Here is a 13,210-nt window from a genome sequence, read left to right on the forward strand (position 1 = left end):
CTTTGCCTGCTTCCCGCCCGCACGGTCATCGAAACCTGGCGCCGCGAATACAACGAAGAACGGCCAAAGAACGCGCTCGGCGGGCTGACCCCAGAAGCCTATGCCAAAACCCTGGCGGGCTCGGATACCCTAACCCCGGACTCTAAAGCCGACCGCTACTGAAGGCGGGGGGACGTCGGATCAATCAGTGTCCGCACCTGGCCGATAGCGGACACGGAGGAACAGGGCTAGCTAGACCTCTATCGAGTCGCTAGCGGCGGGTTGCTCAGCGTTGAGCAAGGCTTGGCCAACTCCGGTGCGACGGCGTGGTCAACCGCCATTCGCAGCAAGCTGGGCGCGACGTAGCGGCGATGGGCCAGGTCGATGGCCGCCATGTACAGCCACCCGAACAGGTTTCGGGTGCTCACTCGCGTACCGAGGCTGACGTGCGCCGACCCGTCACTGTGGATGTTGACGCGGACGCATGAGCGGAATACCAGGTGCCGATCGTCCGCACCGAGGAGCACTTGGGCACTGTACGCATCCGACTGCTGGGCCAAGACGGGGAAGCGTCCGGCGTAGAGACAGCTCCGGTCGGTAGAAAGCAGCGACGAGACCGGGCAGCCCATCGGGGACGTTCGGAGTTTCAAGGGCGCGATTAACAGGTTGCGCAGCGCCATCAGCCGGCTGACCCCCGTAGGCCGGTTCTCGATGAATCCCTCGAGCACCTGGGCGAGCAGTCCAGCAGACGTTGCAAGTCGAACCTCGCGCGGCGACAGGATCACGCACACGCAGTCGTCGTGGCTACGGCTCACGGGCAAGGCAGCGTCGAGAAGCGAGCCCGCCGGCTGCTTGCGGTGCGAAGTGACCGTCCGCCGCGACTCCGTGCGACCCAAGTAGCCATCGGTGCGGCCGGGAAGTCGGCGACGCAAGCGCCCCACTCGATCCCGGATCAGCGAGCAGGCCGCAGTCGCCATCGAAGCGTGCCCGGCATGCAGGGTGAGCGCGACGGTGGGGATCTCGCTGCGGCTAGTGCCGTCGAGCAGCGTCTGGACCGCCTCGGGCAGCACATCGGTCAACGCCGGGATCGATGCTGCGTTGGCCAGGATCAGGTTACGCTGCAGCGGGTCGAGATCACCCCCAAGCTCATTGGTATGGCAGGACAGCGCGAACAGTGCGGGGTGGTCCGCTTTACGAGGCCGGAATTGGTGCCACGTCCCACTCCCGAAGCGAACGGTGAAGAGACAGTCCGGCGGGACCGTAACGACGCGCAGCGCGTCGACGAATTCCCCTAGGTCCCGATCGAGATCTGCCGCGCCGACTGTCGAGAAGCGCAGCTCCGCGCCGCTGCTCCCCGAAACGGCCATGAATGTGCGTGGCGTCGCATGGCGATGGAACGGGTGGCCGCCAGGTCCGACAACGAACGAGTACAGCGACGACGCGTCGCCATGCATGAGGTGCATCGCACCCAGACGGGCTGATGGCTCGTCGAGCGCATGGAGGAACTCCGCATGCGATGCCTGCCGGGCCCCGGCGTCAGCGATCAGCCGGTCACCAGCACCGATCCCAAGCTGGGCGATTAGCGCCACCTCGACCGGTGCGCCTCCGGCGGCGGATGGGAGGCTGACCGACGGGAAAGTCTGCACGGTGCGGGAGGACGCCGCCACGGGCTCAGCCCCCCGGCTTCGAGCGGGCCCGCGCCCGGCTCTCGCGCTTGAGCGGCCCGGCGACGGGGCAGACTTCAGCCGCCCAGGCGAAAAGCGTGTTGGTCAGCCGCTCCGGCACTTGGCGGAAGTAGACGAACTGGCCGCGCTTCTCCCGCTCAATCAGTCCTGCATCTTCGAGGATGCGCAGATGGTTCGACAGCGCGGGCTTGCTGAAGTCGAAACGCTCGCCGATCTCGCCGGCCGTAAGTTCCCCGGCATTGAGGTACGCCAAGATCTGGCGGCGGGCACCGGAGGCTAGGGCTTCGAAGACGCGGTCCATGGCATGTAGTTAACTAATTCGTTAACTACATGGTACGTCACCGCGAGAGGCTGTCAAGGCCGTCAAGCGCTCAGTACCGTCGCCGTGAGCACGCGCTCGCGCCACGTCCGCTCTCGACCCAAAGCGGACGTCTCGTTGGAACATCGCGCACCACTTCGTCCCACGGATCACTCAGGCAGCCAAGCCCGACCGCATGACCTCGTAGAGCGCAGTCCGGGTATTGTTGTCTGCCATCGAAGGGCTAGCAGCCCATGCAACGGCAAGAGCCCCTAGGAAGAGACTGAGCCGGGGCATCCCGGCGGCTCCCGGCGAGGTCAGTGTCCCCGCGCATGAAATCGAACCGCTGCAGCAGGCGCACCAGTTCCTGGACACGCACTGTCGTCGGGGCTGCGCGATCACCAGCCGTGCCAGTGCGGCAGCGGAAACAAGTACAAGCGGTGCCATGGCCGACAACTGGAACGCGCCTTTTCCCTGTAGCCCTCTCGACGCATTCAGCGGAATTGTATAACCCCATCATCCGCAGGTACCCTGCGCGGCCATGACCCGCCTGCATCCCCGCTTCTTGTTGCCGCTCCTGCGCGTCGTCGTGCTGGGTGTGCTTGCGTTGGGGCTGGCGTTCCAACCGGTGATGACAGCCGCCGGCGAGATGCATGAGCTCGCGCACGATCCGTCTGGCGCGCACAGCCACGGCCCGCATGCCAACGATCTGGACCCGGAGTTCGCCGCGGCGGACGCGCACGATCAGGACGGATCGGAGACGTTGCACCTGTTGCTGGATTTCGCCCATTGCTGTGGTTCAGCCGCGGCCGTTTTGCCGGTTCTGGATTCATTTTCCACTCAACCGGTCGCCGGTCGAATGGGGGTCGAAAAAGCGTCGCCCCCGGCCGCCTTGCGTCTGCCGAGCCCATTCAAGCCTCCGATCTTCGGATGACCGCGCCGTCGGCCTGATGCCGACTCCCGTCAATTCGATTCATCGGAGCAACCCCCATGCGTTTGCGATCAGCGGCCCTGGCCGCGTTCGTCGCCGTGTGTGCCGTGGCATTCCCCACGCACGCCGCCGACCCCCTCACCCTGGACGACGCTTTCCTCCGCGTTGCCGATACACACCCCGATCTGCGCCTGTTTGGCGCCCGCCATGAGGCCCTGAAAGCCGAACTGGATCGCTCCTCGTTGCGCCCGGCGCTGGTCGCTGGAGCCGAGGTCGAGAACGTGCTCGGTACCGGCCCGGCCAGCGGCCTGGATGGCGCCGAGATCACGCTGAGCCTCGCCTCCGTGCTGGAGCGCGGCGGCAAGCTCGATGCCCGCCGCACGCTCGCGCAAAGCCGGATCGATGCGCTGGCCATCGGGCGCGAGGCGCGGCGGTTGGATCTCCTGGCCGAAGTGGCCCGCCGCTACCTAGCAGTCGTCGGTGCGCAACGCGAAGGCGAGCTTGCGCAGTTGGGCGTCGACCAGCGCGATCGCACCGTTGCTGCGGCGCGCCGGCGTCACGAGGCTGGCGCTTCGCCCGAGTCGGTCGTACTCACCGCCCAGGCGGCCTTTGCGCGGGCCGAACTGGATAGCGCCCGTGCCCGGCAACGTGAGGCGGCCGCCCGCCAGCACCTCGCGGCCCTGTGGGGCGAGCGAAATCCCGCATTTGAGATCGTCGGCGGCGATCCGCTGGATGTGCCCCAGGTCGCGGACTTCGCGGTACTCGCCGATTGGTTGCAACGCACTCCCGAGCTGGCGCAGTTCGTCGACCAGCAGCGCATTGGCGAGGCGCGCCTGCAGCTGGCACGCAGCGAAGCGACCCCCGACTTCGACTGGCAGGTGGGCGTGCGACGGATGGCGGAGGGCGATGACTTCGGCTTGGTCGGCAGTGTCTCTATCCCGCTGGGCACCACTCGCCGGGCACAGCCGGGCATCCGTGCCGCACGCGCCGAGTTGACAGCGCTGGAAATCGAACGGGAGGCCATGGGGCTGTCGCTCTACTCCACCCTCGCTGAGGCGCATGGCCGTTTCGGGGTGGCCCGCCTGGAAGCACAGCGGCTAGGTGAGGACGTGCTTCCACGTCTGGCCAAGGCCGAAGCCGCGGCCGCCACCGCGTACCGCGCAGGCGCCGCCAGTTATCTGGAGTGGTCGAGCCTGCAGGCGGAGCACGCCGCCGCACGGCAGCAACAGCTGGCGGCGGCGCTGGAAGCCCAGCGCGCCCTGATCGAGATCCAGCGGCTGACCGGCCAGGCATTCGTCGCCGGCCCGGGCCTGCAACACAACCAAGGAGCAACCCCATGAAGCCTGTCCACCTGATCCCGGCACTGGCGCTGGCCTTGGTCCTCGCAGCCTGCGGTGGCGAGCCGGACCAGCCGGCCAAGGACGCACATGCGAACGACGCCGCCGACCACGGAACGGAGGCCGACGAACACGGCCATGAGGCGGATGAAGTCGCCAGCACGGTCATCGCTGCGGAAGTCGCTGAAAAGTCCGGTATCAAGACGCAGCCCGCCGGCCCCGGCGTGATCGCCGACGAGCATGAGGTGCAAGGCCTGCTGACCCCGGTCGAGGGTCGCGTTGCGCAGGTCACCGCCCGTTTCCCGGGCCCGATCCGTTCGCTGCGCGCCAACGTCGGCGACCCGGTCCGCGCCGGCCAGGTGCTGGCGACGATCGAGAGCAACCTGAGCCTGAGCACCTACAGCGTCGCCGCGCCGATCTCCGGCGTGGTCGTCGAGCGCAGTGCCTCGGTCGGCGGCCTGGCCAGCGAAGGTGCGCCCCTGTTCGAAATCGCCGATCTTTCGCAGCTCTGGGTCGACCTCCACATCTTTGGCGCGGACGCCCAGCACATCCAGCCCGGCGTGCCGGTGGCGGTCACCCGCATGAGCGATGGCGAGACCGTCCGAACCACGCTCGAACGCGTGCTGCCGGGCATGGCCACCGCCAGCCAGAGCACGGTGGCACGCGCGACGATCGACAACGCCGACAACCAATGGCGGCCGGGCACAGCAGTCAAGGCGCGGATCACGGTCGCACAGGAACCGGTGGACCTGATGGTGCCGCTGACCGCGCTGCAGTCGATGGATGGCCAGGAGTCCGTGTTCGTACGTGAGGGCGAGACGTACCTGACCCGACACGTCGAACTCGGTGCCCGCGATGCCACGCAGGTGCAGATCCTCTCGGGCCTGAGTGAAGGCGAGGAGGTGGTCGTCGCGGAGAGCTACCTGATCAAGGCGGACATCGGCAAGGAAGGCGCGGCGCATGACCACTGACGCCATAGGCCGCCAGCCGGGCCTGCTGGAGCGGATCGTCCGGTTCTCGATCCGGCATCGCTGGATGATGCTGGTGCTGACCCTCGGGCTGATCGGAGTAGGCATCTGGAGCTTCACCCGGCTCCCGATCGATGCAACGCCGGACATCACGAACGTCCAGGTGCAGATCAACACCGAGGCGCCCGGCTACTCTCCGCTGGAGTCCGAGCAGCGGGTCACCTATCCGATCGAGACGGCACTCGCCGGCTTGCCCCGGCTCGACTACACGCGCTCGCTGTCGCGCTACGGCTTGTCGCAGGTCACCGTGGTGTTCGAGGACGGCACCGACCTGTACTTCGCCAGGCAGCAGGTGGCCGAGCGCCTGCAGCAGATCCGCTCGCAGATCCCAGAGGGACTGGAACCCGAAATGGGGCCGATCTCGACCGGGTTGGGCGAGATCTTCATGTACACCATCGATGCCGCGCCCGAGGCGGTCAAACCGGACGGCACGCCGTGGACCGCCACCGACCTGCGCACCCTGCAGGATTGGGTGATCCGGCCGCAGATGCGCAACACGCCGGGCGTGACCGAAGTCAACACGATGGGCGGCTTCGAGCGGCAGATCCACATCACGCCGGACCCGTCCAGGCTGGTCGCACTCGGCTTCACGCTGCATGACATCGTCGACGCGGTGGCGGCCAACAACCAGAACATGGGCGCCGGTTACATCGAGCGCAACGGCCAGCAGTACCTGGTGCGCGTGCCCGGCCAGGTCGGCGGGATCGACGAGATCCGCAACATCGTGCTGGACCGGCGCGAAGGCCTGCCGATCCGGGTTGCCGACGTGGCGCAGGTGGGTGAAGGCCCGGAGCTTCGTACGGGCGCGGCCACCCAGAACGGCGAAGAGGTCGTGCTGGGCACCGTGTCGATGCTGGTCGGCTCCAACAGCCGCAGCGTCGCGCAGGCCGCGGCGGCGAAGCTGCAGGACGCGAACGCGAGCCTGCCAGAAGGCGTTATCGCAACGGCGGTCTACAACCGCACCGGGCTGGTCGAACGCACCATGCAGACGATCTCGAAGAACCTGGTCGAGGGCGCCCTGCTGGTGATCGTGGTCCTGTTCCTGCTACTGGGGAACTTCCGCGCCGCGCTGATCACCGCAGCCGTCATCCCCCTGGCCATGCTGTTCACGATCACCGGAATGGTGCGCGGAGGCGTCTCGGGCAACCTGATGAGCCTGGGTGCACTCGACTTCGGGCTGATCGTCGATGGCGCGGTCATCATCATCGAGAACGTCCTGCGCCGGTTTGGCGAGATGCAGCATCGGCTTGGCCGGACGCTGACACGTGAAGAACGCAACGACCTGACGGCTACCGCCACGGTCGAGGTCATCCGGCCCAGCCTGTTCGGCATGTTCATCATCGCCGCGGTGTACCTGCCGATCTTCGCCCTGACCGGGATCGAGGGAAAGATGTTCCATCCCATGGCGATCACGGTGGTGCTGGCCCTCACCGGCGCCATGGTGCTGTCGCTGACCTTCGTTCCCGCGTCGATCGCGATCTTCATGGGCAATCGCGTCCAGGAGAAGGAGAACCGGCTGGTCCAGTGGACGCGAGGCCGCTATGAGCCCTTGCTTGCCTGGTCGCTCCGCCGGCAGAACTGGGTCCTTGGCGGGGCACTCGCCCTGGTTGCCGTGTCCCTGCTGGTCGCCACGCGCCTGGGCAGCGAGTTCATTCCCAGCCTGGACGAGGGCGACATCGCCATGCACGCGATCCGTATCCCAGGCACGGGCCTGGAGCAGTCGGTGAAGATGCAGCTCGCCGTTGAGGAGCGCCTGCAGCAGGTTCCTGAAGTGGAGCGGGTCTTCAGCAAGATCGGCACGGCGGAGGTGGCCACCGACCCGATGCCGCCGAACGTGGCGGACACCTTCTTGATGATGAAGCCACGCGCGCAGTGGCCCGACCCGAGCAAGCCCAAGGACGTGCTGCTCGAGGAGATCGAGGCGGCGGTGGCGACGCTTCCAGGCAACAACTACGAGTTCACGCAGCCGATCGAGATGCGGACCAACGAGCTGATCTCCGGCGTGCGTGCGGACGTGGCGGTCAAGGTGTTCGGCGATGATCTGGACATGCTGATCGAGGTCGCCGAACAGGTCGAGGCGGTTGCCAGGCAGGTCGATGGCGCGGCGGACGTCAAGACCGAACAGGCGACCGGCTTGCCACTGCTGACGATCATCCCGGATCGTGCGGCGCTGGCGCGCTTTGGCCTGAATCCGGGGATCGTGCAGCAGACCATTGCCACCGCGGTCGGTGGTCAGGTTGCCAGCCAGCTGTTCGAGGGCGACCGCCGCTTCGACATCGTGGTCCGGTTGCCGGAACAGATGCGTGTCGATCCGACTGCCCTTCAGGATCTGCCGATCCCCTTGCCCGACGTTGCGAACGCGGACCGGTCGAGCCTGGAGCCACGCTGGGCGACCGCGCGGACCGTACCGCTGCGGGAGGTCGCGAAGATCGAAAGCCTGCTGGGGCCCAACCAGATCAACCGCGAGAATGGAAAGCGCCGGGTGGTGGTCACCGCCAACGTGCGTGATCGCGACTTGGGTAGCTTTGTCGAAGAGCTGCAGCAGCGCGTCGGGCAGCAGGTGGACGTGCCCGAGGGCTACTGGATCGACTACGGCGGCACGTTCGAGCAGTTGATCTCGGCCAGCCAACGGCTCGCAGTCGTGGTACCGGTGACGTTGGTCCTCATCTTCGGCCTGTTGTTCATGGCGTTCGGTTCGGCCAGGGATGCGGTGATCGTGTTCAGCGGGGTGCCGCTGGCCCTGACGGGCGGTGTGGCCGCACTGGCACTGCGCGGCATCCCGTTGTCGATCACCGCAGGCGTCGGCTTCATCGCGCTGTCCGGCGTGGCCGTGCTCAACGGCCTGGTCATGATCGCCTTCATTCGCAACCTGCGCGAACAAGGCCAGTCGCTGGACGACGCGGTCTTCAACGGCGCCCTCGGGCGGCTGCGGCCCGTGCTGATGACCGCCCTGGTCGCGTCGCTCGGCTTCGTCCCCATGGCGCTCAATGTCGGCGCGGGCGCGGAGGTGCAGCGTCCGCTCGCCACCGTCGTGATCGGCGGGATCGTGTCTTCAACGCTGCTCACCCTGCTTGTCCTGCCCACCCTTTACCGTCTTCTGCATCGCGGCGACGCAGCGAAGCCGCAACTGGAGGCCCACTGAGTTGAGTGAAGAGAAGATCGAGATACACGACGCGCACCAGCGCCGGATCCTGTTGATCGTCCTCGCCCTGAACCTCGCGCTTGCCGCGGGGTTCGGGGTCACGGGCGTCGCCGCCGGCTCAAGCGCTCTGATCGCAAATGGACTGGACAATGCGTCCGACAGCGCCGTCTACATCATCACCCTGCTCGCACTCAGTCGCTCACAAGCCTGGAAACGGTCGGCGGCCAAAGTGTCCGGCTGGCTGCTGATCCTGTTCGCCGCTGGGATCCTGGTCGACGTGGGCCGTCGGTTCCTGGGTGACGCCGAGCCCATTGGTACGACGATGATGGTGATGGCGCTGGGGGCCGGCCTGGTAAACGCGACATGCGTGTGGCTGCTCAAGAAAATCCGGCAGGCCAATGTGAACGTGCGTGCCGCGACGACCTTCAGCACCAACGATTTCATCGCCAACGCAGGCGTGCTCGTGGGTGGCGGACTGGTGCTGTGGACCGGGCGGGCCTGGCCCGACCTCGTCGTGGGGCTCGCAGTGGCGGCGATCGCCCTGAAAGGGGGCATCGAGATCCTGCAGGATGCCCGTGGCGAAGAGGACGCTTGAGTGCCGACCTAGGATGGCGGGTGGCGCAGCGTGTCGAGGATGGCGCACTGGCCGCGCTCGCCGCCGCTGCAACTGCCAATCACCCGTTCGAGCTCCGAGGCCATCCGCTGAAGGTCGTTTAGCCGGTTCCGGATGTCCAGCAGGTGCCCGCGGGCAAGACGGTCGACATCCTGGCAGGACAACCCGTCGTCTTCGGCCAGGCCCAGCAGGCTGCGGATCTCCTCCAGCGAGAAGCCCAGTTCGCGTCCGCGGCTGATGAAGCGCAGCCGATCCGCGTCGGCGGGACGGTAGTCGCGATACCCGCCCGCCGTGCGCGGCGGGGCAGGCAACAACCCGATGCGCTCGTAGTAGCGCACGGTTTCGGGATGGCACCCGCTGCGCTCCGCGACCTCTCCACAGCGGCTCGTCCTCGTTGCTGTCGGGCAGCCTCGACAACCTCGGTGATGCGTTGACCTATCTGCTGAGCCTGGCAGTGATCGGCGCGAGCCTGCGCGCCAAGGCCAGGGTGGCGTTGTTCAAGGGATTGCTGATCCTCGGTGCCGCGGTTGCGGTCGCCATCCAGATCGGCTGGCGCCTGGCCCACCCGGAGGTGCCGATCTTCGAGGCCATCGGCATCGCCGCCGTGATCAATCTTGCGTTCAACGCCTTGTGCCTGTGGCTGCTTACCCCGTACCGCTTTGGCGACGTGAACATGTCATCGGCCTGGGAGTGCTCGCGCAATGACCTGTACGAGGGTGTTGCGGTGCTGCTGGCAGCCGCCGGCGTGTGGCTGTTCGATGCCGGCTGGCCCGATCTGGTCATCGCCGGTGGACTGTTGCTGATGTTTCTGCGGTCCTCCGCTCGGGTACTCCGCATGGCTTGGCGGAGTTACCGGGACGAGGTGAAATAACGAGTTACGGCCCGTTGTCCGGTCCTCGAAGAAGAAATGCTCCGTTCTGAAGCGTGGCTGGAGCGGCCAAGAAAGTCAGCTATGACAGGCAGTTAGCTCACCTTTGGCCGTTTTTTACACGAATCCCTGCCGACCCTCTGAAAGAGTGGATTCGAAGCGGCAGTTCGGGTCAGCCAGAACGTCCGCTTCTGGCCGATAGGCGACATCACGAGCCGGACAGTAAAGGCGTCACAGGACGGCGAGGAAGTACTCCCGAACGGTGCATCCGGTCGCCACTCTCAGGACGTGATCCGGAACTACGCCCCGCCAGCCGGCATCGCTCGCAGCGCCTCCCCGCAACGTGCTACACCGCGTGCCAAGCAAAAAGGTCGACGCTCAGAACGTGCGGCGGTGAGCGCGCGCCGGACCGCCGCTCACCCCGGCCCCAGGCGCAGTGCCAAGGCCCCGAGGGTAACCAGCAACACCGGAAGCGTCAGCACCACGCCGACCTTGAAGTAATACCCCCAGGTGATCCGGATATCCCTGCGCGCCAGCACGTGCAGCCAGAGCAGCGTCGCCAGGCTCCCGATCGGGGTGAACTTCGGCCCCAGGTCGCTGCCGATCACGTTGGCGTAGACCATCGCTTCGCGCACGGTGCCTTCTGCATGGCTGGCGTCGATGGAGAGCGCGCCGACCAGCACCGTCGGCAGGTTGTTCATGACCGAGGACAGCAGGGCGATCAGCAGGCCGGTGCCGAACGTCGCGCCCCACACGCCGTATCCGGCGAACAGATCCAACAGCTTCGCCAGGTGGTCGGTGAGCCCCTGGTTGCGCAGGCCGTAGACCACCAGGTACATGCCCAGCGAGAACACCACGATGTGCCACGGCGCTTCCCTGATCACTTTCCGCGTCGATATCCGGTGCCCGCGTGCCGCCACGCCGAACAGGAGCAGGGCGCCGGCGCCCGCTACCGCGCTGATGGGAATACCGATCCGCTCCAGCCCGAAGAAGCCCACCAGCAGCAGGGCCAGTACCGCCCAGCCGGCCTTGAAGGTCATGGCGTCGACGATCGCCAAGCGCGGCGCCTTCAGCCCGGCAGCCTCGTAGCTCGCCGGAATGTCGCGGCGGAAGAACCACATCAGCATGCCCAGCGACGCCGCGACGGCGACCAGGTTCACCGGCACCATGACCGATGCGTAGTCCGCGAAGCCGATGCCGAAGTAGTCCGCCGAAACGATGTTGACCAGGTTGGACACCACCAGTGGCAGGCTGGCGGTGTCGGCGATGAAGCCCGCTGCCATCACGAAGGCCAGCGTGGCCGCCGGGCTGAACTTCAGCGCCAGCAGCATGGCGATCACGATGGGCGTGAGGATCAGCGCCGCGCCGTCGTTGGCGAACAGGGCCGATGTCGCGGCGCCGAACAGCACGAGCAGGGCGAACAGCCGGCGTCCATCGCCCTTGCCCCAGCGCGCCACGTGCAGCGCCACCCATTCGAAGAAGCCCGCCTCGTCGAGGATCAGGCTGATCACGATCAGGGCGATGAAGGTGAAGGTGGCGTTCCAGACGAAGCCCCAGACGGTGGGGATGTCGGAAAGCTCGACCACACCGGTCAGCAGGGCGAGCACCGCGCCGAAGGTGGCACTCCAGCCGACGCCCAGGCCCCTGGGCTGCCAGATGACCAGCACGATGGTGGCGATGAAGATCAGCAGTGCAGTGAGCATGGGTCGGGCCTTGTGCACGCATCGACACGCACGCGGTGGGCTGGCTTGCCGCCGCAGGTGAGCACGACGCGAGGTCTCATGTGCAGGTCTTTGGGCGGCAGGTCGGCGTGCCCTGGGTCAGCAGCCGCGCGATGCCGGCGTGCCGGGCGCGCAGGCATCGGCGCCGGAGCCGGCGCAGCAGTTGTGGGTCAGGTAGCCCACCAGCGCGTTCATGGCGTCGAAACGGGCGCGGTAGCAGACGTTGCGCCCCTGGCTTTCGCCGCTGATCAGGCCCGCATGCACCAGCTCCTTCAGGTGGAAGGACAGGGTGGCCGCTGGCACGCCGAGCGCTTCGCCGATCTCGCCGGCCATGCGCCCTTCCGGCCCGGCTTCGACGAGGAGCCGGAAGGCCGCAAGCCGCGTCGCCTGGCCCAGCGCGGTCAGTGCCGCTATTGCCTGGTTTGTTTCCATTTTTATAGAATAGTCGAATGAATATCGACCAGCAACGCCCCGATATCCTGGACCTCCCGCACGTCGATACGGCTCTGCTGCCCGGCCCGCAGCACGACGCGCTGGGCGCGGACGCCGGCGCGCATCCACCCCGCATCCTGTTGCTCTACGGCTCGCTCCGGCCCCAGTCCTTCAGCCACAAGCTGGCGTTGGAGGCCGAGCGCGTCCTGAAGCACCTCGGCGCCGAAACCCGGGTGTTCGACCCGCACGGCCTGCCGCTGCTGGACAGCGTCGACCGTGACCATCCCAAGGTGCGGCAGCTGCGCGAGTGGTCGCAGTGGTCGGAAGGCCAGGTGTGGGTGTCGCCCGAGCGGCACGGCAGTGTCACCGGCGTGTTCAAGAACCAGATCGACTGGCTTCCGCTCGAGGACGGCAGCGTGCGGCCGACGCAGGGCCGCACGCTTGCGGTGATGCAGGTCTGCGGCGGATCGCAGTCGTTCAACGTGGTCAACGCGCTGCGCCTGCTCGGGCGCTGGATGCGGATGGTGACCATCCCCAACCAGTCATCGGTGGCCAAGGCCTGGCAGGAGTTCGATGACGCCGGCCGCATGCGCGCGTCCCCCTTCTACGACCGCGTCGTGGACGTCATGGAAGAGCTGGTGAAGTTCACCTTGATGGTGCGCGGGCGCAGCGATTACCTGGTCGATCGCTACAGCGAGCGGAAGGGTGCGGACGAGGCGCGTCGCCTGGCCCGCGAGTCCGGTGCCGTTGAAGAAGCAGGCGGTACCGCGGTCCGGTGAGCGCTCAGGCGGGCCTCGCGCCGAGCATGATGATGCCCATGCCGACCAGGCAGAAGCCGACGCCGACCCAGTCGGTGAGCGTGGGCCGCACCGAATCCACCGCCCACAGCCACGCCAGCGCGACGCTGATGTAGACGCCGCCATAGGCCGCGTACACGCGCCCCGCGGCCTGCGGATGCAGGGTGAGCAGCCACGCAAACAACGCCAGGCTGAGCGCCGCCGGCAGCAGCAGCCAGGCCGATCGGTCCTGCCTGAGCCAAAGGTATGGGAGATAGCAGCCGATGATCTCGGCCAGCGCGGTGGCGATGAAGAGGCCGAGGATTTTCAGGATGTCCAAGTGCGTTCGACTCCGTGTGCCCGCTGGGCCGTGACGCGGGTGCGGCCGGCACGCATTGTC

General features: G+C 67.0%; 12 protein-coding genes and 2 pseudogenes. 8 read left to right on the forward strand and 6 right to left on the reverse strand.

The window, feature by feature from the left end:
* Positions 1-6: 6 nt before the first annotated feature.
* Positions 7-162 (forward strand): annotated as a pseudogene (locus WCE37_RS01340) (integrase core domain-containing protein); the annotation flags it as partial.
* 77 nt (positions 163-239) lie between these two features.
* On the opposite strand, the gene WCE37_RS01345 reads toward WCE37_RS01340, so the two are convergent.
* A complete protein-coding gene (locus WCE37_RS01345) occupies positions 240-1,646 on the reverse strand; it encodes a DUF2867 domain-containing protein (protein WP_343277795.1) in 1,407 nt (468 codons plus the stop codon).
* 4 nt (positions 1,647-1,650) lie between these two features.
* Positions 1,651-1,965 (reverse strand): metalloregulator ArsR/SmtB family transcription factor, encoded by a 315-nt coding sequence (locus WCE37_RS01350; protein ID WP_343277796.1) that lies wholly within the window; start codon positions 1,963-1,965, stop codon positions 1,651-1,653.
* A 538-nt stretch (positions 1,966-2,503) separates the two neighbouring features.
* Here WCE37_RS01350 and WCE37_RS01355 point away from each other — a divergent pair.
* From WCE37_RS01355 to WCE37_RS01375, 5 genes are read left to right on the forward strand one after another with little or no spacing between them, the layout of a single operon-like run.
* Positions 2,504-2,896, forward strand: a complete 393-nt coding sequence (locus tag WCE37_RS01355) for a hypothetical protein (protein ID WP_162202221.1) — start codon at positions 2,504-2,506, stop codon at positions 2,894-2,896.
* Between the two features lie 56 nt (positions 2,897-2,952).
* Positions 2,953-4,233 carry a TolC family protein gene (locus tag WCE37_RS01360; RefSeq protein ID WP_189495809.1) on the forward strand — a complete coding sequence of 427 codons (1,281 nt, stop codon included), beginning with the start codon at positions 2,953-2,955 and terminating at the stop codon, positions 4,231-4,233.
* Complete coding sequence (locus WCE37_RS01365; protein WP_189495807.1) at positions 4,230-5,201, forward strand: efflux RND transporter periplasmic adaptor subunit; 972 nt, start codon at positions 4,230-4,232, stop codon at positions 5,199-5,201. Before WCE37_RS01360 ends, WCE37_RS01365 begins: the two co-directional genes overlap by 4 nt.
* Before the next feature lie 22 nt (positions 5,202-5,223).
* Positions 5,224-8,400, forward strand: a complete 3,177-nt coding sequence (locus WCE37_RS01370) for a CusA/CzcA family heavy metal efflux RND transporter (protein WP_343277865.1) — start codon at positions 5,224-5,226, stop codon at positions 8,398-8,400.
* 1 nt (position 8,401) lies between these two features.
* A complete protein-coding gene (locus tag WCE37_RS01375) occupies positions 8,402-8,995 on the forward strand; it encodes a cation transporter (RefSeq protein ID WP_095208872.1) in 594 nt (197 codons plus the stop codon).
* Positions 8,996-9,003: 8 nt separating this feature from the next.
* On the opposite strand, the gene WCE37_RS01380 is transcribed toward WCE37_RS01375, so the two are convergent.
* The gene (locus tag WCE37_RS01380; RefSeq protein ID WP_343277797.1) at positions 9,004-9,351 is read right to left on the reverse strand and encodes a helix-turn-helix domain-containing protein; all 348 of its coding nucleotides are present in this window, start codon (positions 9,349-9,351) and stop codon (positions 9,004-9,006) included.
* 35 nt (positions 9,352-9,386) lie between these two features.
* On the opposite strand from WCE37_RS01380, the pseudogene WCE37_RS01385 reads away from it, so the two are divergent.
* Positions 9,387-9,884 (forward strand): annotated as a pseudogene (locus WCE37_RS01385) (cation transporter); the annotation flags it as partial.
* Between the two features lie 413 nt (positions 9,885-10,297).
* On the opposite strand, the gene WCE37_RS01390 reads toward WCE37_RS01385, so the two are convergent.
* Positions 10,298-11,584, reverse strand: a complete 1,287-nt coding sequence (locus WCE37_RS01390; RefSeq protein WP_343277798.1) for an arsenic transporter — start codon at positions 11,582-11,584, stop codon at positions 10,298-10,300.
* 117 nt (positions 11,585-11,701) lie between these two features.
* Positions 11,702-12,034, reverse strand: coding sequence for a metalloregulator ArsR/SmtB family transcription factor (locus WCE37_RS01395; RefSeq protein WP_343277799.1), 333 nt, complete (start codon positions 12,032-12,034; stop codon positions 11,702-11,704).
* 17 nt (positions 12,035-12,051) lie between these two features.
* On the opposite strand from WCE37_RS01395, the gene arsH reads away from it, so the two are divergent.
* Positions 12,052-12,813, forward strand: coding sequence for an arsenical resistance protein ArsH (arsH, locus tag WCE37_RS01400; RefSeq protein WP_343277800.1), 762 nt, complete (start codon positions 12,052-12,054; stop codon positions 12,811-12,813).
* Between the two features lie 4 nt (positions 12,814-12,817).
* On the opposite strand, the gene WCE37_RS01405 is transcribed toward arsH, so the two are convergent.
* Positions 12,818-13,150 carry a YnfA family protein gene (locus WCE37_RS01405; protein ID WP_343277801.1) on the reverse strand — a complete coding sequence of 111 codons (333 nt, stop codon included), beginning with the start codon at positions 13,148-13,150 and terminating at the stop codon, positions 12,818-12,820.
* Between the last annotated feature and the right edge of the window lie 60 nt (positions 13,151-13,210).

This window comes from Luteimonas sp. MJ250, assembly GCF_039548455.1.
In the GTDB taxonomy this organism is placed as follows: Bacteria; Pseudomonadota; Gammaproteobacteria; order Xanthomonadales; family Xanthomonadaceae; genus Luteimonas.

What these genes read in the sequence shown, in the direction of transcription:
- WCE37_RS01350 (WP_343277796.1), bottom strand. Translation starts at nt 1,965, where the DNA reads ATGGACCGCGTCTTCGAAGCCCTAGCCTCCGGTGCCCGCCGCCAGATC.
- WCE37_RS01360 (WP_189495809.1), top strand. Translation starts at nt 2,953, where the DNA reads ATGCGTTTGCGATCAGCGGCCCTGGCCGCGTTCGTCGCCGTGTGTGCC.
- WCE37_RS01365 (WP_189495807.1), top strand. Translation starts at nt 4,230, where the DNA reads ATGAAGCCTGTCCACCTGATCCCGGCACTGGCGCTGGCCTTGGTCCTC.
- WCE37_RS01390 (WP_343277798.1), bottom strand. Translation starts at nt 11,584, where the DNA reads ATGCTCACTGCACTGCTGATCTTCATCGCCACCATCGTGCTGGTCATC.
- WCE37_RS01355 (WP_162202221.1), top strand. Translation starts at nt 2,504, where the DNA reads ATGACCCGCCTGCATCCCCGCTTCTTGTTGCCGCTCCTGCGCGTCGTC.
- arsH (WP_343277800.1), top strand. Translation starts at nt 12,052, where the DNA reads ATGAATATCGACCAGCAACGCCCCGATATCCTGGACCTCCCGCACGTC.
- WCE37_RS01395 (WP_343277799.1), bottom strand. Translation starts at nt 12,034, where the DNA reads ATGGAAACAAACCAGGCAATAGCGGCACTGACCGCGCTGGGCCAGGCG.